Source organism: Nonomuraea sp. B19D2 (assembly GCF_040137845.1).
GTDB lineage: Bacteria > Actinomycetota > Actinomycetes > Streptosporangiales > Streptosporangiaceae > Nonomuraea.
Genome location: NZ_JBEFAK010000033.1, coordinates 24,372 through 44,070, shown reverse-complemented (window position 1 = coordinate 44,070; position 19,699 = coordinate 24,372). Strand labels below are relative to the sequence as shown.

Annotated in this window: 14 protein-coding genes; 8 read left to right on the top strand and 6 right to left on the bottom strand. The window is 68.1% G+C overall.

The window, feature by feature from the left end:
• Positions 1-54: 54 nt before the first annotated feature.
• Positions 55-669 (bottom strand): hypothetical protein, encoded by a 615-nt coding sequence (locus ABN273_RS41400; protein ID WP_349454870.1) that lies wholly within the window; start codon positions 667-669, stop codon positions 55-57.
• A 476-nt stretch (positions 670-1,145) separates the two neighbouring features.
• Here ABN273_RS41400 and ABN273_RS41395 point away from each other — a divergent pair, with 476 nt between their 5' ends.
• A complete protein-coding gene (locus ABN273_RS41395) occupies positions 1,146-3,161 on the top strand; it encodes a zinc ribbon domain-containing protein (protein ID WP_349454869.1) in 2,016 nt (671 codons plus the stop codon).
• Here ABN273_RS41395 and ABN273_RS41390 read toward each other — a convergent pair.
• Positions 3,120-3,497, bottom strand: a complete 378-nt coding sequence (locus tag ABN273_RS41390) for a hypothetical protein (RefSeq protein ID WP_502911205.1) — start codon at positions 3,495-3,497, stop codon at positions 3,120-3,122. The genes ABN273_RS41395 and ABN273_RS41390 overlap by 42 nt on opposite strands.
• 134 nt (positions 3,498-3,631) lie before the next feature.
• On the opposite strand from ABN273_RS41390, the gene ABN273_RS41385 reads away from it, so the two are divergent.
• Entirely contained in the window at positions 3,632-4,246 is a 615-nt protein-coding gene (locus tag ABN273_RS41385) for a TetR/AcrR family transcriptional regulator (RefSeq protein WP_349454868.1), read from the top strand.
• Here ABN273_RS41385 and ABN273_RS41380 read toward each other — a convergent pair.
• Entirely contained in the window at positions 4,227-5,594 is a 1,368-nt protein-coding gene (locus ABN273_RS41380) for a glycoside hydrolase family protein (RefSeq protein ID WP_349454867.1), read from the bottom strand. The genes ABN273_RS41385 and ABN273_RS41380 overlap by 20 nt on opposite strands.
• Before the next feature lie 270 nt (positions 5,595-5,864).
• Between ABN273_RS41380 and ABN273_RS41375 the strand changes: the two genes are divergently transcribed.
• Both ABN273_RS41375 and ABN273_RS41370 read left to right on the top strand, forming a co-directional pair.
• Entirely contained in the window at positions 5,865-6,818 is a 954-nt protein-coding gene (locus ABN273_RS41375; RefSeq protein WP_349454866.1) for a sporulation protein, read from the top strand.
• A 515-nt stretch (positions 6,819-7,333) separates the two neighbouring features.
• Positions 7,334-7,495 (top strand): hypothetical protein, encoded by a 162-nt coding sequence (locus ABN273_RS41370; protein WP_349454865.1) that lies wholly within the window; start codon positions 7,334-7,336, stop codon positions 7,493-7,495.
• 125 nt (positions 7,496-7,620) lie between these two features.
• Here the strand turns inward: ABN273_RS41370 and ABN273_RS41365 are convergent, their stop codons facing one another.
• Both ABN273_RS41365 and ABN273_RS41360 read right to left on the bottom strand, forming a co-directional pair.
• On the bottom strand, positions 7,621-7,875 hold the full coding sequence (locus tag ABN273_RS41365) for a nuclear transport factor 2 family protein (protein ID WP_349454863.1): 255 nt from the start codon (positions 7,873-7,875) through the stop codon (positions 7,621-7,623).
• Positions 7,876-7,919: 44 nt separating this feature from the next.
• On the bottom strand, positions 7,920-8,189 hold the full coding sequence (locus tag ABN273_RS41360) for a hypothetical protein (protein ID WP_349454862.1): 270 nt from the start codon (positions 8,187-8,189) through the stop codon (positions 7,920-7,922).
• Between the two features lie 143 nt (positions 8,190-8,332).
• On the opposite strand from ABN273_RS41360, the gene ABN273_RS41355 reads away from it, so the two are divergent.
• The 4 genes from ABN273_RS41355 (at position 8,333) to ABN273_RS41340 (ending at position 18,281) form a co-directional block, all read left to right on the top strand.
• Positions 8,333-8,929, top strand: coding sequence for a hypothetical protein (locus ABN273_RS41355; protein ID WP_349454861.1), 597 nt, complete (start codon positions 8,333-8,335; stop codon positions 8,927-8,929).
• Complete coding sequence (locus ABN273_RS41350; protein ID WP_349454859.1) at positions 8,883-14,549, top strand: DNRLRE domain-containing protein; 5,667 nt, start codon at positions 8,883-8,885, stop codon at positions 14,547-14,549. Before ABN273_RS41355 ends, ABN273_RS41350 begins: the two co-directional genes overlap by 47 nt.
• 1,116 nt (positions 14,550-15,665) lie before the next feature.
• Positions 15,666-17,831, top strand: a complete 2,166-nt coding sequence (locus ABN273_RS41345) for a zinc ribbon domain-containing protein (RefSeq protein WP_349454858.1) — start codon at positions 15,666-15,668, stop codon at positions 17,829-17,831.
• Between the two features lie 33 nt (positions 17,832-17,864).
• Positions 17,865-18,281 carry a hypothetical protein gene (locus ABN273_RS41340; RefSeq protein ID WP_349454856.1) on the top strand — a complete coding sequence of 139 codons (417 nt, stop codon included), beginning with the start codon at positions 17,865-17,867 and terminating at the stop codon, positions 18,279-18,281.
• Between the two features lie 149 nt (positions 18,282-18,430).
• On the opposite strand, the gene glgC is transcribed toward ABN273_RS41340, so the two are convergent.
• Complete coding sequence (gene glgC / locus ABN273_RS41335; RefSeq protein ID WP_349454855.1) at positions 18,431-19,666, bottom strand: glucose-1-phosphate adenylyltransferase; 1,236 nt, start codon at positions 19,664-19,666, stop codon at positions 18,431-18,433.
• Between the last annotated feature and the right edge of the window lie 33 nt (positions 19,667-19,699).

Sequence of the window (19,699 nt, the reverse complement as noted above, 5' to 3'; positions counted from 1 at the left end):
ACGGCGCCGAGGAAGATCTCGCTTGACGTAATCGCGAAACGCAGTCAGGTGGGGTCAGATCTGGATGAACTCCGTTTCCAGCAGGTGGGCGAGGGCCTTCAGCTCGGCGGCGCGGTGGCCGGTGCCGAGCGCCCAGTGGTGGGACATGCCGGTGGCGCTCCAGTCGTCGGTCCACTCGCCGGGATCCCGGCCGAAGTCCACGCGGGACGTGGTGTTCCCGATCTGCAGATGCGGCCCGTCCACGGTCTCGCCCTCCGAGGCCACCAGGGCGAAGCGGCCGTCGCGGCGCTGGATGATGCCGAACGCCGTCACCGGCCCGTGCTTGACGTCGAACTCCACCGAAACGCCCCATCCGCGCTTGCCGTGGTAGACCCCGAGCCCGCGCAGCAGCGGCCGGCGGGCGCTGATGGCCAGGTGGGCGGGGCCGTCGTGGCCCATCTCGACGTGGCCGCGGTGGAAGTCCAGCGCCTGGAGCTCGGTGAACGACCCGCCCGCGCCCAGCCGGTCCATGATCAGCATGGCCAGGCTGGTGCGCAGCTCGTACTCGCCCGCCGCCGGGATGCCGCGCGCGGTGAGCAGGGACGCGCCCAGGATCATCCCGGCGCCGAGCCGCTCGTGCATCTCCCCGTCCAGGCCGCGGTGGTAGTACGCCAGGGTTTGAACGGTCATCCCTTTTCGCTATGGGAACCTAAGCCTAAGGCTCGGTTTTGATCTCTCCATGGCTCTGTCGAGGTTGGCGGCGGTAGCCAAGTGTCTGGGCGTGCACCCGATGCGGACCTGTCTTCGCGGGTGTTGCGGCATTGCGGTGGTGATCGGCCGAGGGACGCCGATGGACGCGCCTCTCCCTGGTGGTCAAGCCGATGCGCGTGTCGCTCACATGTTCTATCCGGCAGGGTCAAGCGCTGGTAGCCTTGCGGTCACTCACTGTGAAAGCTCGGTGTGGGCGGGGGTGCAGGGCGTGCCGGTTGGACTGCGGTCAGGATATGCCGGTCGTGTGGTGCGCCTGCCGATACGAGCGCCGCTCGACGGCATGCCGTCGTGCCGCTCGCTACTGGAGGCGGTCGAGCATGGCCACGGTTGTTGTGGTGCGCCTGATCGGCGCGGTCGTTTGTCGCCTTCGGCCCGTCCCGGAAACGGGACGGTCGTTGAGTAAGCTCACCGCGACCGCAACCTGCACCGCTCATGGCGCGATCATGGAGCAGACCGGTCAGGTCGTCCCTCAGCCGCTGCTGGCGCAGCGAGTCGCCTGGCTGGCCGGCCTGGCACAAGATCTGACCGCCCGTCTGATCGCCTCCCGGTGGAATGCGGCGGATCTGGATACGCTGGCCCGCGGGGTCGGGCTGGACGGGCGCGGGTTGCCGGCGAAGGGCTGGATGGCTGTCCGTCGGCTGGGCTGGGGCACGATCCCTGTCTCGGGCGTGCATGTCTGTGATCGGGTGGTGCGCTGCGCGCAGGAGCAGGCCGCCCGTACCTTGCGGCTGGCGCTGCACCGCCGCCGCCTGGTGGCGGCGATCCTGGCAACCTGGCCACAGAACCCGCGAGCGCGCACCGGCGCCGAATGGCAGCTGCTTCGCGCTGCGCTGCCGGACGGGGTAACCGTGGCAGAGATCCGCAACCGGACTCGGCAGATCCGCGCGTACCTCGACGAGCATGGCGCGTTGCCTGCCGATCTGACCGATCTGGAGCAGCCGCCGACCGTCGCGGCGCAGATCGTGCTGGCCGCTGCGGACCGGCAGCTGGTCACCCTGGAGCGCACCGGCGACCACAGCGGCCGGTTGCGGGTGCGGCTGCCGCTGGTGGCCGCTCCCGCCTCCGGCCGGGAGTGGGCCTGGCACGTGCTGGATGTGGCTTTGCCGCCGACCGTCCCACCGGAGGCGACGCTGTGCACGCCCACCTTGCGGGTGAAGAAGGGCCGGGTGCGCGTTGATCTGCCGTTCCAGACCTTGATCGGCTTCGTGCCCGCCGCCGGACATGTGATCGGGACGGGGTTCGACTGGGGCCTCAACACGCTGCTCACCGGCGTGACCGGGCGCCTGACCGACGGCGGCCGGGTGATCTCCGATGGGCGGCCACTCGCCTACGACGCCACCGGCATCTCGGCCAAACTGCACCGGCTGCGGGCCGAGCGGGAGCACCTGGCCACCAAACATCGGCACCAGGAAAGTCTCCTGTCCGGCATGGGCATCGCTGATCCCCGCTTCCCGGAACTGATGCGGGTCTACGAGAGCACCGGGGTCGAACATGAGCGGCTGTGCGCGCGCATCCGGCGCCTGAACCGTGCGCTGGCCTGGTCGGCGGCCCGCTGGGCGGTCGACCAAGCCGCCGCGGCCGGGGCGACGGTCATCTACCTGGAGGACCTGGCCACGCTGGAGGCGCGCGGGCGCCGGGGACGGGCGAACACGCGCCTGTCGGGGCAGGTGCGTGGGCAGATCGTCGAGGCGATCCGGCACTTGGCGGCCAAGCACACCGTCGCCGTGGTCACCGTCCCGGCCCGCGGCACCTCCAAGTATTGTCCCCGCTGCGGGGACGGCACCTCGCTGCTGAAGCATTGCCCGGCCCCCGACCGGCTCGGCGAGCGGGGCTGGGCGTGGGCCTACTGCCCGGCCTGCGGCCTGTCGTGCGATCGGGACTGGGCCGCGGCCGAACGCATCCTCGCCCGCGGGCTGCTCGGCCAGCACGCCACCCGCACCCACCGCGCCACCGGCACCCGCACCATCGGCAAGGTCGTGGAGGGCAACGTGGCCCGCACCCGCCGCACACGCAAGCCCACCCGCTCCGCCCGGCGAGCCCGCCGCACCCGAACCGACCTGCACCCCCGACCCGAGGCGCGGGACAGATCCAAGAACCGCCCCACCCCGAAACGACCGCCCCGCACCGCGGTTCACCCGGTTAGCAACCTGTCAGACGATGCGAAGACCTCCAGCCGTGTGCCCGACCGGCGCACGGTGCCCGCCCCATTCCCCCCGGGGAATGGACAGCGTCCGGCGGGCCAAGCACCCCAGGCGACCCACCCACCGGCGGGCCGTACAGGGCTTGTACGCGATTCTCAGCACCGGACCGGCTTCCACCGCGTCGCAGCCACCCCGGTACTCGCCCTCGGCGAGTACGGGGACGGCCCGTCACGGCCACGCCCACCCGATTTGCCGGAAACCCTTAGGTAAACACAGAGAATCGCAGACGCTGTCCAGCGAGAAGTTCTCGACCAGCCGGTCGAGTCCGACGGAGACGCGGCAGGCCCACTCCAGGTCGGTGTCGTTGACGCTGTCGGCCAGCTCGAAGATCTTCTCGGTCTCGGCGCGCTTGGCGGCGACCTCGGCGTCGGTGGCCTTCTCCACGCGTACCCGCAGGTCGTCGAACTCCAGCACCTCGACGTGGCCGCCGAGTTTGGCCGAGACGAGCGTGAGCTTGGTGGAGATGTCCAGCATGCCCGGGTAGAGGTGGCCCATCAGCCCGTGGCGGCCGTGCCGCAGGGCGGCGCGGGCCCTGGCCGCCCGCACCCAGCTCGTGATCCGCGCCCAGGCGCGCTCGTCCTCCAGATAGCCCAGTTTCGAGCAAAAGTATAGATCTTTTCCAAAACCTCACCAGAGGTGCGCAGAGCGGTGAATTGGAACCGTCCGGTACCATCTACTGCATGCCCGTACCCAAAGGCGCCTCGCTCGACCCCGTGCAGACCCGGGCGACGATCCTGCGCGCCGCCACGACCCTGCTGTACGAGCGGGGGCTCGACGGCGTCGGGGTGGCGGAGCTGTGCGCGAGCGTCGGCGCGTCCAAGGAGACCCTCTACCGGCACTTCGGCTCGAAGGACGGGCTCGTCCAGGCCGTGCTCGAGGCCCGCAGCGACCACGTCGTGCACTGGCTGCGGGAGGCGGCCGACAGCGCGGGCGACGACCCCGCCGGCCAGCTCGCCGCGGTCTTCGACGCGCTCGGGAGCTGGTACGCCGAGCCCGCCTTCCGTGGCTGCGCGATCGTCAACGCCTCCACCCAGTGGCACGAAGGCCCCCCGCGGACCGTCGCCGCCCGGCACCTCGACCGCCACCTCGACCTGCTGACCGGCATCGCCCGCCGGGCCGGGGCCCGCGATCCGGAGGCCCTGGGCCGGCAGCTGCTCATGCTGGTGGAGGGCGCCACCGTGCTCGCCGACCAGCACGGCGAGGGCGAGGCCGCCGAGCTGGCCAAGCAGGCGGCCCTCGCCCTGCTGCGGCAGGGCAGCGCGGCGTCCCGGCCGCTCAGCGGCCGGTCCACTTGATCTCGTACGGCTTGAGCGTGTGCTCGTCGCCGTCCACGGTCGTGGTGACCTCGGCGTCGGCGGTGTTGACCAGCAGCAGTTGCTCGGGCTGAGCCAGCACCCTGACCTTGGCGTCCGACGAGGTGACCGGCTCCAGCTCGGCCCCGGCGGGGAACCACTTGACGAAGTTCGCCAGCAGCCGGCCGGTCGGCGTCTCCGCGCCGGTCCTGGAGTCCCACAGGCACGCCTGGCAGGCGCTGCCCTTGGTCTGCGGGTTCCAGTACAGCGCCGTGGCGGCGCCGCTCCGCGCGAACTCGATCATCGAGGCGGCCTGCACGGCGAGCCGCTTGGGCTCCGGCCACGTGGTGCCGTCCTCGGGCACGAAGTACCACTCCGACCACCAGACCGGCAGGTCGCCGACCTTGCCGCGCAGCCACTTGGTGACCGCGCCGAACTTCGCCAGCGCCCCGAACTCGTCGGGCAGCAGCTCGTGGGCGTCGGTGGGCGAGGCGCCGTCGACCACGACGAAGTCGGCGCCCTTCTTGTTCTCGAACCAGTAATTGAAGGCGTCAAGGGCGTTCTGGTTGACGACCCCCCAGTCGCCGCGCAGCTCGGAGTCGCCGCTCCTGTTGCTGTCGAAGCCGAGGTACGGGCCGCCGATCTTGGCGTCGGGCCGGGCCTTCTTCACCGCGTCGTACACCTTGTTGTACAGCTCGGTGTAGCCCTTGTAGTCCGCGGGCTTGGAGTGGTCCTTCCAGAAGCCCTTCAGCTCGTTCCACACCATGAAGTACTTGACGTCGGGGTACCTCGAGGCCACGGCCGCCGCCAGCTTGGCGAAGTCGTCGAAGTGCTGGGGGTAGGGGGCGTCCTCCAGGTGCTCCCGCCACGCCGAGTCCTCGGTGGGGCCCTGAGGGCCGCCCTTCATCCAGTCGGGGGCGCAGCAGAGCGTGATGACGGGGACGCCGCCGGACTGCTTCATGAGGTTGAGCCGGCTGTCGAGGTCCTCCCAGAAGTACTGCCCCGGGTACGGCTCCGGGTTGAGCGCGCCGAAGCCCATGATGTGCTGGTTCTGCAGCATCGGGGTCTGCGATAGCCGCCTGGCGACCTCCTGCTCGAAGCCCGGGTTGATGTTGTTGGCGCTGACGCCCGTGTGGGTGAAGCCCCAGCGGGGCCAGCCCTCGTCCACCTGCGGCCGTTCCTCCGGCGCCGGCTGGGACTGGGCAGGGGGCTGCTCTTGCTGCGCTCCAGTAGTCCCCTGCTCCGCCCGGTCGGTGACGGAGCAGCCCGTCACGACCAGCGTGACGGCCGCCGATAAGGCGGCCGCCCGGCCGAGCCGCCGCCAGATCCATCCCCCGCTTGTCGATGCCACTCGAATCTCACCCGATCCTCGCCATCGCCATGCCGCCTGTAGCGTTCCACGGCAGGCGGGAAAGGGGCACACTGCGAGCGAGGTTCACAGCTAATCGTTATCGTCCGGCCCAATGCATTCGTAATCGTCGGTGCGCGGCCGCGAACGGGGGCCAAGGCGGACGACGCGTTCCCCCGGATTTGCGCAAGTGGCGAGCCCCGGAACTCGGGCGTCCGCGCGGATCGTTAGCTCAGCGGCACACAACCGATCTTCGACAGGGAGAACAGAGCCGTGGTCTTCAAACGGATGCTGGGTGCTTTCGGCGTCGGCGCGCCCTCGGTGGACACCGTCCTGTCCACCCCGAGGACCCAGCCGGGTGGGACGTTGCGGGGGGAGGTACGGCTCAAGGGCGGCGACTTCGACGCCGAGATCGAGCACATCACACTCGGCCTGGTGGCCCGGGTGGAGATCGAGTACGGCGACGGCGAGCACGGCGGGCTCGGCGAGTTCTCTCGCCTCCAGGTGTCCGGGCCGTTCACGCTGCGCCAAGGGGAGGAGCGCGTCGTCGGCTTCGAGCTGCCGGTGCCGTGGGAGGCGCCGATCAGCGAGATCGGCGGGCAGCCGCTGACCGGGATGGCGGTGGGCGTGCGCACCGAGCTGGCCATCGCCAAGGCCGTCGACAAGGGCGACCTCGACATGGTGGCGATCGAGCCGCTGCCCTCGCAGCTGCGCATCCTGGAGGCGTTCCTGGGGCTCGGGTTCGGCTTCAAGTCGGCCGACCTGGAGGCGGGCCACCTCTACGGGGTCCACCAGGAGCTGCCGTTCTACCAGGAGATCGAGTTCTACCCGACCGGCAGGTACGCGGGCCGGGTGGGCGAGGTCGAGGTGACCTTCGTGGCCGATCCCGCCGGGCTGGCGGTGGTGCTGGAGGCGGACAAGCGTACCGGGCGCTTCTCGTCGAACGACGCCATCGGCCGCTTCCACGTCAGCCACCAGGACGCGCTCCACACGGATTGGGCGGCCGAGCTGGGCCGCTGGCTGGACGGCCTGGCCCAGTACGGGCCCGCGCACCACGGCGGGCACTACGGCGCGGTCCACCACGGCGGGCACCACGGTGGTCCCGGCCTGGGGGCGGTGGCCGCCGCCGGCGCCGCGGGCGTCGTGGGAGGCCTCGTGGCGGGTGAGATCGTCGAGGAAGTGGTCGAGGAGTTCTTCGAGGGGGATGAAGGGGGCGACGACTGGTGACCGGTGGCGCGTCCGCTGCGGCGGCCGGTGAAGCCCGGCCGCCGCAGCGGCGCGCTCGGCCGACCGGGCCAAAGGGCGCAAAGCTCGCACGTCAACCGTGCAAGCGGGCGTCAAGTAAGGGGAAAGCGTCAGGAATAGGTTCGGACATCGTTACTTGATCGATTCCGACCTGAAGGAGCCGACGTAACCAGCACCACTGTGTGGAGCGAACTGCGTATGACCTCCACGCCGCAGCTGTCCATCTCGATCTCCCCGCACCTGACCGCCCTGGCCATGATCGCTGACGCGCTCGCCGGCCGCCGCCGCGGCCTGCCGGAGCGCTGGCGCAAAGCGATCAGCTCGCGGGTAGGCAGACAGGGACACCGGGTCGTACGCCCTTTTGCCGCACCCGGCTACTCAGTGGTCCCCGACAGCCTCGTCATGACCCCGCTCGAACGCACCCTCGCCAAGGCCCTCTGGAGATCGTCATCAGGCTGGACCTCATCGACGACGACACCATCACGCCCGAGGCCACGATGGAGGTGCTCGAGCCGATGATGGCCCTCCTTCAGGACCTCCCTAAGCAGGACCGGCAAGCCCTCGCCGAACTGATCAATCAGTGCGCGCAGGAGGAAACCGACCCTGAGCGGCATCTGGCTGCCTGGGAAACGCCCGAAACTCTGGGACTCCTGGCCTGAGGGCATCACTGCTCGGAGCGACCAGCCAAAGTGCCCTGATGAAAGTAGACGCGCCAGCCAGTCTCCGTCAGGCGCCATAGAGAGCTCCGCCATGCCCGGCGCCCCTGATTGTCAGCAAAGTTACGTCAGGTGGACAACCCCCGAGCCAGCACGACCCCAGACATCTTGCTGACCTTGACCGGCGACTCCGAAGCCACCGATCCCGCCATCACCGTGAGAATCGACTCCGCGTCCCACCAGCGTCCAGAGGCTCCGATCTCGGTGAACTCCGGATCCAGAAGCTCCCGAACAAGGGCCGGAGAAGCACGCACCTCAGGATCGAGAAGCCGCAACTCACCATCGATGGCCGCTTGCACTGCCCGCTCATCCTCGTCCGTCATGCACGGATCCTACGAACACGCGTCACCCCAGGCCCAGCGAATATCTAGCCCGAAGTGATCAGCACCATCGCGGGGTCGAGCTCCGCAGGGAGAAACCCCGCTTCACGGTTCCTTCGGCCAGGCGCGACAGCCAATGCCAACCTACTTGCCTGAGGTGTCTGACGTGCCTGACAGACCTCCCAGCGGCTGACCAGCCAGTTCGCTTGACAACCCCAGATAACGATGGAATCCGGGATGTACTGCGGCAGTTCGCCCATATCCATCGAGGGGCCTTTCGGCAACGGGCCCGTCTTGATCAAGCGGTTGATCTTCATATACGCTCCCTCCGCTTTGCCTGTGTATTACCTAGAAACATGCTGAAAGCGAGGTATGGGTGAGTCCATCTTCACCCCCCGCAGCGCGTCCATCCGCGCCGGTGCGCACGCGCCGGTCCGGGACACGCTTAACGGTCACCATCTTGGTGACCGCCCTGACGCTGAGCGCGTCCTTAACGGCTGAGAACGCCTCGGCCTTTGCCCAGATCTCCTCCACGCCGACCGGTGCCGCGACGCCCGCCATACAGCCGGTGTCCGAGCGGCCCGATCGTGTCTCCGCCGCGTTGTCGGCTCGGCTGCAGGGCAGCCGGGTCCTCATCGGCGACGCGACGACCGAGTCGAGCGTGTCCTACGCCAACCCGGATGGGACGATCACGGTCGAGACGACCAGCGGCGTGGCCCGTATCCGGCGCGGCGAGCAGTGGGTGCCGACCGACACCTCGCTGGTCGCGGCCGATGGGGTCTTGCGGCCCAAGGCCGCTAAGGCGGTGGTGGAGTTTTCCGCCGGTGGGGCGGACAAACCGCTGGCACGGCTGGAACGTTCCGACACCCAATCCTATGCGCTGACCTGGCCCACCCCGCTTCCCGCGCCGAAAGTGGAGGGCAACAAGGCCACCTACCCCGACGCCGCCGGCCCGGGCGCCGACCTGGTGGTCACCGCGCTGCCGAGCGGCTTCGGCCACGACATCGTGTTTGCGCGAGCGGCCCACCGGCCCGGTGGAGTACAAGATTCCCGTTGAGGTCAAGGGCCTCACGCTAGCCAAGACCACGGATGGCGGGCTCAAGCTTGCCGACGGCAAGGGCAAGACGGTGGCCGCCGCTCCGCAGCCGGTCATGTACGGGGCGACCCCGCAAACCGCCTCCCCCTCCACGCGGACCTCGTCCGAGCCCGTGCAGGCGGCACCTATCGGCACCATCGACACCCAGGTGGTTGAGCAGGACGGCCGCCAGACGCTGGTGCTGCGGCCGGACGCGAACTTCCTGGCCGATCCCGCCACCAGCTATCCCGTGACGGTGGATCCGGTCAGCTCGTTGACCACGCTCGGCGACGTGACCGTGGTCTCGCCGAACGGGCAGTCGGGCGGCAACTCGATCACGGTGGGCAACAGCGACACCAGCACCCAGCGCAGCTTCATGCGCGCCATGCTGGCCTTCGACACCGCCGCCATCGTGGGCAAGTCGGTCACCGACGCGCGGCTGGAGCTGCAAAGCGGCGGCAGCTTCGACTGGGGCTGTGTGACCGGGCAGACGGTCAAGGCACAGCGCATCACCTCGACCTGGGACCCACGCACCACCTACTGGAGCAACCAGCCGAGCGCCACCACCGAGGACGAGCAGCCGGCCACCGAGCCAGGCCAGTGCACCAGCAACTCCGCCATCCCGGCCGGTACCTGGACCTGGCCGGTGACCGGCATGGCCAAGGACTGGGCTGGCGGCGCGGCAGGCAACGGCATCGCGCTGCGCCCGGTGACTGAAGACCCCACCCTGTTCAAGGACCAGTACCAGCGCTCCTGGCAATCCGAGGAGTCGGCGGGCAGCGGCGGCACCCCGGCCAAGCTGATCATCACCTACGGCTCCACCCCCTCGGTTGGGCAGCTGCGCGCGGCGCCGATCACGGCCAACGAAGGCATCGTCTACACCACCTCCACCACCCCGACCTTGTTCGCCGGCGTCACCGACCCCGACGGCGGGCTCCTGCGGGCCGAGTTCGAGGTCGAGAAGGACCCGGCCTCCGGCAGCAGCGGCCAATTGTGGGCCGGCGCCGTGGACGGCGTCACCGTGGGCGACAACGCGAAGATCACCGTGCCCGCGGGCAAGCTGACCGACGGAACGAAGATCCGCTGGCACGCCCGCGCGTTCGACGGCACCGACTACTCGGCCTGGTCGTCGTGGCAGCAGCTGACCATCGACGCCACCGCACCGGCCGCTCCCACCGTGGAGTGTCTGGAGTATGACAAGGACAGCTGGACGGTCCGGCGCCGCCCCCTGGGCGACCCCACCGAATGCAACCTGTCCAGCACTTCCGATGATCGGCGCTCCTTCCGCTGGGGGCTGGATGACCCATCCACCCCCAATGACGCGCCGCTCAAGGACGGCACGACCACCTATCCCAACGCCCGCCCCATCAAGATCGACCCCACCGACGGCTGGCACACCCTGTACGTGCGCACCGTCGACGTGGCCTCCAACACCTCCACCCTGACCGGCTACAGCTTCGGCATCGGCGCCGGCGGTCTCGTCAAACCCGTCGCCGGCGACCGCACCCAGCGCTGGCTGGCCCTGGTCACCGCTGCCGCGCCGGACCGCACACAGGTCCGCTACGAATACCGCAAGGCCGGCTCGGGCGCCTCGTTCACCGCGGTCCCGACGGCCGATGTGACCGTGCCGGGCACGGGCCAGCTGATCGCCGCCTGGCCTCAAACCCGCACCGACACCAGCAAGAACTTCCCCGAACTAGCCTGGGACCTGGCCAAGACCCTCCGCGACGCCCAGATCCCCGACGGCGCGATCGAGGTGCGCGCCTGCTTGCCCGGCAGCACGGAAGCCTGCACCGACCCGGTCAAGGTGACGTTGGATCAGTCCGCCTTCGGCGGTTCCTACGCCACCAGCGACATCGGTCCAGGCGAGGTGGCCCTGCAGACAGGAGACTTCGCCCTCTCCAGCACCGACGCCAACCTGTTCGGCATTTCCGTACAGCGGACTCTCACCACGCTCAACCCCACTGGTGACCGCGCGGACGAGCAGTTGGCCGAGAACAAGGTGTTCGGACCCGGCTGGCGCGCAGGGTTCCCCTCTACCCCCTCGAGCATCGCTGCGTTCTCCCCGACCAGCGCTGGCGAGTCCGGATCCCTCCAGCTCGTTGGCGCCGACGGCTCGACGCTCTCCTACACCAAGGACGGCACTAGCTTCAGCGGCGTGGGGGATGCCGCCGACGGATCTCGCATTACCGCCACGAGTGAGACGCTCGTCTACACGGACGCCGTAGGCAGTAAGACCACCTACACCAAGGTCAACGGCAAGTGGGTGGTAGCCCGCACCGAAACCGCGGCGGCCGAATCGGCTGTCACCTACTACCGAGACGGAAACGGGCGGGTGACCCGGATCCTGGCCCCCGTCCCCGCCGACGTCACTTGCGGGACAACGCTGGTGGCCGGCTGCCGGGCGCTTGAAATCTCCTACGCCACCGCCACCACCGCCACAGGCGTCGCCTCCGGCTGGGGCGACTTCAAAGACCAGGTCAAGAACGTGTCGTTCACCGCGTTCGACCCTGAATCGAACGCCATGAAGACGACGCCGCTGGCCACGTACCTGTACGACTCGACCGGACACTTGCGACAGGTCACCGACCCGCGTACCAACCTAGCCACGGTCTATTACTACACAGGCGAGGGCCGGGTCTCCCAGATCACCCCGCCTGGGCTCGCACCGTGGCGGATGGAGTACGACAACCGCGGCCGTCTCGCGCACGTGCAGCGCGAAGGAGGCGACGTGGACCCGACATGGGCGGCCGCCTACGATGTGCCGATCGGCGGCACGGAAGCGCCGATCGACTTGACCGCCGCACAGACCAACAGATGGGGTCAGTCGACGGATCAACCGGTGATAGGTGCGGCCATGTTCCCGGCCGCGCATGTGCCGCCACGTGGTAGCGACGGCGCTTACCAGCCGCTCGCCGCGGACTGGGAGTACGGAAGCCTGGTTTACACCGACGTCAACGGGCGGCCAGTCAATGGTGCTCAGTTTGGTGCCGGAGCCTGGCAGATCTCCGCTACCCGGTATGACAACAAGGGCCGAGCGATCTGGGAGTTGACTGCTGGGAATCGCGCGCAGGCGCTCGCCCCAACTCCTGACACCGATCCCTACGTTGCCGGACGCCTCGACTCGGCAGAACGAGCGAATCTGCTTACCCGGGTCAGAACCTATGGCGATAACGACGAACTGATCGAAGGTCTGGACCCTGCACGGCCGGTGCTCCTGGCATCTGGGGCGCTCGTGTCCAGCCGGCAACGCACGCTGATCACTTATGACGAGGGCAAACCGGTCAGCAGCGCGATCTACCGGCTGCCCACCACGACGAAAATCGAGCCCACCGTTCTTGATGGCTCGGCTACTCCCGGCCCTAACGATGTTCGAACCACCAAGATGGGCTACGACCCCAATGTCTCTGGCGACGTGAGCGGCTGGGTATTGCGACGCCCAACGAGCGAAACGACAGTCCTCGACGGCCAAGCTGATATCGTCCGGAAGCTTCGCTTCGATGCTGCAGGCCGGGAGATAGAGCGTCGCATGCCCGCCTCGAACGGCGCGGACGCAGGCACCACAGCGCTCAGCTACTACACCGCAGGCGCACACCCCTCTGTCACGGAGTGCGGAGACAAGCCTCAGTGGGCCGGGCTGGCTTGCCGTGCAGCGCCGGTGACGCAGCCAGCGCAGAACCCGCTCCCCGTCACCGTGACGACCTACGGATATCTCGGCGCTGCGGCAACCGTACGTGAAACTGTGGGGTCCACCACGCGGATCACTACTACCCGCCGCGATGCCGCAGGCCGAGTGGAGAAGTCCAAGGTAGAAGTTCTGCCGGAAGCAGAGGGCGGCAGCGCTCTGCCCGAGATCAGCTATACTTACCATCTCGCCACCGGCATGCAGACCCAGGCAGAAGCGGGCGGCGCCGTCGTCAGCACGAGCTATGACAGTTTCGGCCGGGAGATCTCCAACACCGATGCCGACGGCAACACCTCGATCACCACCTACACCGTGGATGACCAGGTGGCCACCGTCAACGACGGCAAGGGCGTCACCACCTACACCTACGACGGCACCAGCGCGGACGGGAAGATGGAGCGCCGAGGCTTTCCCGTAAAGATCGAAGCGTCCGGCGTAGGTTCTTTCACCGCCGCCTATGACGCTGACGGTCAGTTGGCTCAGCAGGCCTATCCGAACGGGTTGACAGCCACCTATCGCTATGACAACCGCGGCAAGCGGATCGGCCAGACGTATTCCAAGAGCGGAACACGTTGGATGGAGTTCGCCCAAACACCTGACTTCCTGGGGCGAGTCTCCGCGAGCAGCAGCTCCGCCAGCAGTCAGCGATACACCTACGACACCGCTGGTCGCCTCACGCAGGTTGCCGACAGCTATCAGGGCCAATGCACCACCCGCGTCTACGGCTTTGACGCCAACTCCAATCGCACCAGCCTCAACACGTACGGTGCCGATGCGGCCGGTGCATGCTCCACCTCTACCACCACGGAAACCCGCACATCGAGCTTCGACGACGCCGATCGGATCACCGACAACGGCTATTCCTACGACACCTTCGGCCGCACCACCCAGGTACCTGGTCACCACGTCGAAGGCGGAACCAACCTACAGGTCGGCTACCACGTCAATGACATGGTCGCATCTCTCACCCAGAACGGTCAGCACAAGACCTTCACCCTGGACCCGCTTTGGCGTATCCGTTCAATGGTCAGCACCGGTGGGCCCCGCCCTGGAACGGTCGTCAATCACTACTCCGGATTGGGAGACAGCCCGGCCTGGATAGCCGAAGCGGATGGCACGTGGACCCGCAACATCGTCGGTTTTAATGGACTGGCAGCAACCCAGTCCAGCACCGGCTCTAGCACCATCCAACTCATCAACCTGCACGGGGATGTCGTCGCCACCTGCGACAACACCACGGCAGCCGTCGGCGTCACAGCCTACTTCGAGCAGACTGAGTACGGCATTTCCCGGACCGAGAACACCACCAACCCCATCCGATATGGGTGGCTCGGCGGAGAGCAACGGTCCATAGACAGCCTCGCAGGCCTGGTTCTCATGGGGGTAAGGCTTTATAACCCGACAACTGGACGCTTCCTCCAAGTCGATCCCGTTTTCGGAGGCAGCGCCAATGCCTATGACTACTGCTCTGCCGACCCCATCAACTGCTTCGATCTCGACGGCAAACGCGAATGCCAACTCTTCTCGGTCTGTGGCGCAATATTCTGGGCCATCGAAGAAGCGCTTGGCATCGTCTGCCGCGGCACCGGATTCGGCTATCTCGCCTGCAAAGGCCTTGTTGGCGGCATCGTCGCGCTGATCAAACACGCGTACGAAAGGAGCGACGACCCCAAAGGGCTGGGTACTGCCGAAGAGGTCATGGGCGTATTCTGGAAAGGCTTCTGGGAAGCAGTCGGCACGGAAATCGCGCTTGGCGGAATTGTCCCGGCAATCCTGCTCAAAGCGGCTGAATTCATGGACAATAAGTATGTAAAGAAGCTACTCGGGTCACTAGCGGGCACGCTCAAGGACATCCTGAAAAAGGCGGCAAACAAGCTTTCGCAGGGCCAGCTCAACGGCGGTAAGAAAAAGAAATAATGCCAGTCTCTAATTACAGCTGGCCGAGTAGTTAGTCCATCACCCTAGTCTTGCGCCAGGCATGGCCCGGCGCAAGACTAGGGTATGATGTTTACGCTCCCAAAGAGGGCCCTCAAGTGCGGAAGGTGTCATGCTAGCGCCAAAGAAGATCGCGCAGCTCCTCGCAGCCTCTATCGTTATCCTGGCAATCGTCGCGATATGTGCCACAGTCATCGGCCTCTGTACGGCGTTCATGGGTATTGGCTTCGAGAGAGGCTTCTTTTTTGGGGCAAGTGGCACAGCTATTGGTTTGATCGGTGCCTGGCTCGCAATTAAGCGCGAGAGAAAAAGTAAACAGCGAGACTGATACTTGACCTCGACAACCGCACGCGGCGATTCGGCTCAGATGCGAGCCTGCCCATGAGCTGTCAGCGGGGCATCGCCGCCAGGGGCAGGTCGCGGGCCGGGGTCGGGGCCGTGGAGCGATCGCTAGCAGATGGGTGGCCGTCCCGCTCGGGCAAGCCGTGCCCTCCGCGTAGCCCTTCAGCGAGTCCGGAAAAGGAAGCGCGGAGCGCTGTGGGGTCTCGGAAGCACCAACGGGTCGTTAGAGGCCCAGGTGGTGAGGTTCAGGAAGAATCCTCCTCCCGCGTAGATCACGCCCAACCTTGGGCGGAGCCCCAATACCTCCGGTCGCGACGTTGCCGGGCCGGAGATAGAACCACTGCACTGGGCGACAGGCGGATCGTCCTGGTGCCGATGCTGGCGGGCAAGGACGCGGTCATCGTCAGCCTCGACCACGAGGAGGGGTCTGGAGCGCGTACCCGGTGCCCGGCGCGGAGACGTGTCGTTCATATGTTCTACCCGGCCCGGTCAACGACTGGTAGCCTTTCGGGCACTCACTGTGAAAATGCGGTAGAGGGGTGGGGTGCTGGTCATGCAGGGCGTGCCGGTTCGCTTGTGGCTGGGGTGGGCCGGCCGGGTGGTGCGCTTGCCGGGTCCGAGCGCTGGTCGGCGACATGCCGTCGTGCCCGCACGGTGGCGGAGGCGGAGGCGGAGGCGGTCGAGCATGGCCGGCAGCGTGGCCGAATCGACGCGTCGTTCGCCGCCTTTCGCTCGTCCCGAAACCGGGGGTGGTCGATGAGTAAGCTCACCGCGACCGCAACCTGCACCGCCCATGCGGCGGTGGTGGACAAGACCGGTCAGGTCGTTCCTCAGCTGCTGCTGGCCCAGCGGGTCGCCTGGCTGGCGGGCTTGGCACGGGATCTGACCGCCGGTCTGGTCGCCGCCCGGTGGAATGCGGCGGATCTGGATGCGCTGGGCTGTGGGGTCGGGCCGGACGGGCGCGCGTTGCCGGCGAAGGGCTGGATGGCTGTGCGTCGGCTGGGCTGGGGCACGACCCTTGCCCCGGGCGTGCATGTGTGTGATCGGGTGGTGCGGTGTGCCCAAGAGCAGGCCGCCCGCAGCTTGCGGCTGGCGCTGCACCGCCGCGCCCTGGTGACGGCGATCGTGGCCACCTGGCCGGCCAATTCGCGGGCCCGCACCGATGCCGAATGGCAGGCGCTGCGCGCTGTGCTGCCGGACGGGGCCACCCCGGCCCAAATCCGCAACCGCACTCGCCAGATCGCCGCCTACCGCGACGAGCATGACACATTCCCGGCCGATCTGACCGACCTGGAGCAGCCGCCGACCGTGGCGGCGCAGGTCGTACTGGCCGCCGCGGACCGGCAGCTGGTCACCCTGCAGCGCACCGGCGACCATGGCGCCCGCGTGCGGGTGCGGCTTCCCCTGGTGGCCTGTCCCACCTCCGCCAAGGAGTGGGCCTGGCACATGCTGCCGCTCGCCTTGCCGCCGACCGTCCCACCGCAAGCCACGTTGTGCACTCCCACCCTGCGGGTGCGCAAGGGCCGGGTGCGCGTCGATCTGCCGTTCCAGATCCCGATCGGCTTCGCGCCCGCCACCGGTCACAGGGTTGGGATGGGGTTCGACTGGGGCTGTAACACCCTGCTGACCGGCGTGGCCGGACGTCTCGTTGATGGCCGGGTGCTCTGCGATGGGCGGCCGCTCACCTACGACGCCACCGGCGTCTCGGCCAAGCTGCACCGGCTGCGCTCCGAGCGGGAGCAACTGGCCGCCAATCACCGGCATGTGGAACGGCTGCTGGCCGGGCTCACTCCCGCCGATCCCCGCTTCCCGGCGTTGAGCAGGGCTTATGAGGTCCTCGGGGTCGAGCACGAGCGCGTGTGCGCCCGCATCCGGCACCTGAATCATGCGCTGGCCTGGTCGGCGGCGCGCTGGGTGGTCGACCAGGCGATCGCGGCCGGGGCGAGGGTCATTTACTTGGAGGACCTGGCCACCCTGGAAGCACGCGGACGCCGAGGACGCGCAAACGCCCGCCTGTCCGGGCAGGTCCGTGGGCAGATCATCGAGGCGATTCGGCACCTGGCCGCCAAGTACACCATCGCCGTGGTCACCGTTCCGGCGCGCGGGACGTCCAAGTACTGCCCGCGGTGCGGGGACGGCACCTCGGTCCTGAAGCATTGCCCTGCCCCGGACCGGGTCGCCGAGAAGGGCTGGGCGTGGGCGTACTGCCCGGCCTGCGGCCTGTCCTGTGATCGGGACTGGGCCGCGGCCGAACGCATCCTCGCGCGCGGTCTGCTGGGCCAGGACCTCACCCGCACCCATCGTGCCACGGGGGTGCGCACCATCGGCAAGGTCGTGGAGGGCAACGTGGCCCGTGCCCGCCGCACGCGCAAGCCCACCCGGGCCGCCCGGCGCGCCCGCCGCACCCAAACCGACCTGCACCCCCGGCCCGCGGCGCGGGACCGATCCAAGATGCGTCCCACCTCGAAACGACCGACACGAGCCCAGAACCGTCACTCGGCGAACGATTCAACGACCTCCAGCCGTGTGCCTGACCGGCGCACGGTGCCCGCCCCGTTCCCTGCGGGGAGTGGACAGCGTCCGGCGGGCCAAGCTCCCCAGGCACCCCGCCCACCGGCGGGACGTACAGGGCTTGCACGCGATTCTCAACACCGGACCGGCTTCCACCGTGTCGCCGCCACCCCCGTCCTCGCCCTGAGAGAGTACGGGGGCGGACCGCCACGGCCACGCCCGCCCGATTCGCCCGGGAATCCTCAGGTAAACATAGAGAATCGCAGACGCTCGGACCTACGGCGCGCCGATCTTGGAGACCTTGAAGACCTCTTCCGGCGTGGGCAGGTCGGTGACTTCGAGATCCGGATGGCTATGCCCGGGACAGGGCGTGCCGTTGCGGCGCGTTACGGACTTCACTTCCTACAGTAGTCATGTCGTCACTTCATGATTACAGGGGGGATCATGAAAGGTAAGCTCGTAGCAGCAGGTGGTGTGCTGATCACCGGTGCCGCGCTCTTCGGTCTGGCCGGCCCGGCCGGCGCCGAGGCCGGTCCCTGCCAGCTGAGCGCAGCCGACATATCGCACCCGCTGTGGGCCGGCGGCTGGGGTGACCGCGCGGGTCTCCGCCGCCCCGGGGCCTGCATCGACCTCGCCCGCACGACCCGCCCGATCACCTACGACGCCGACCTGTACAACAGGAGCGGTTACGAGGACTGGTACCGCACCGGCTGGGGCCGTGACCCGTACGCCACCTTCGAAAGCGCCCCGATCCGGATCTATCTCGACCGTCACCCCAGCCGGCAGGAGGAGCGCACCTGGGTCAGCCGGTGGGGCAGCCCTGGGTGGAGTGCCCGCAGCGCCTGGGATGACGGCGGGTAAGCCGGTCCCGCACACGCCACCGGCGATCAGCCCGGTGTGATCCCGGGGCGCACCGACGGTGCGCCCCGGCCGCGCATCCCGCCCCCTGCGTTCGATGCTCGCCCGAGCGCCCCCGCACCATGACGCCCGGCCACGTATGTGGCCCGCTGCTAGCGGTCGACGATCTCGTTCTTGCCGATCACCACGACCCCGCCCCTGGTCAGCGCGAACCGGGTGCGGTCGTATTCGAGGTCGAACCCGATCCGAGCTCCGTCCGGGATCACGACGTTCTTGTCGATGATCGCCTTCCGGACGACGGCGCCCCGGCCGACCTTGACGTTCTCCATCAGCACGGAGTCCTCCACCAGCGAGTGCGAGTGGAGCACGACCCTGGGCGACAGGATCGACCTGATCGCCGTGCCGCCGGAGACGATCACACCGGGTGAGACCAGCGAGTCGATCGCCCGCCCCACCCGGTCGCCCTCGTTGTGCACGAACTTGGCCGGAGGCAGCGGGTCGTGGCCGGTGAAGATCGGCCACTTGTCGTTGTAGAGGTTGAAGATGGGATGCGCCGAGATGAGGTCCATGTGGGCCTCGTAGTAGGCGTCGAGCGTCCCCACGTCGCGCCAGTAGCCGCGGTCGCGCTCGCTGGAGCCGGGCACGATGTTGTTGGCGAAGTCGTACACGTCGGCCCCGCCCGACTTGACGAGCATCGGGATGATGTTGCCGCCCAGGTCGTGCTTGCTGGTGGGGTCGAGGGCGTCCTCCCGCAGCGCGTCGATCATCGACTGCGTCTTGAACACGTAGTTGCCCATCGACGCGAACACCTCGTCGGGCGAGTCCGCCAGCCCCACCGCGTCCTTCGGCTTCTCCCTGAACGCCACGATCCTGCGCCCCTCGGGATCGGTCTCGATCACCCCGAACTGGTCGGCCAGCGACAGCGGCTGCCTGATCGCCGCCACCGTCACGTCCGCGCCCGAGTCCTCGTGCTGCTCGACCATCTGCCGGGGATCCATCCGGTAGATGTGGTCGGCCCCGAACACGATCACGTGCTCGGGCATCTCGTCGTAGATCAGGTTGAGGTTCTGGAACAGGGCGTCCGCCGAACCCGAGAACCACCGCGGCCCGAGCCGCTGCTGCGCAGGCACCGGGGTCACGTAGTTGCCCAGCATCGCCGACAGCCGCCAGGTCCGCGAGACGTGCCGGTCCAGGCTGTGGTTCTTGTACTGCGTGAGCACGACGATCTTCAGGAAGCCGCCGTTCGCCAGGTTCGACAGCACGAAATCGACGAGCCGGTATATCCCCCCGAACGGCACGGCAGGTTTCGCCCGATCCGCCGTGAGCGGCATGAGCCTCTTGCCCTCTCCACCTGCCAGCACAACCGCGAGCACCCTCCGGGACTTCATGTCCAGGACGCTACCCTCAAATGGCCGATCTAT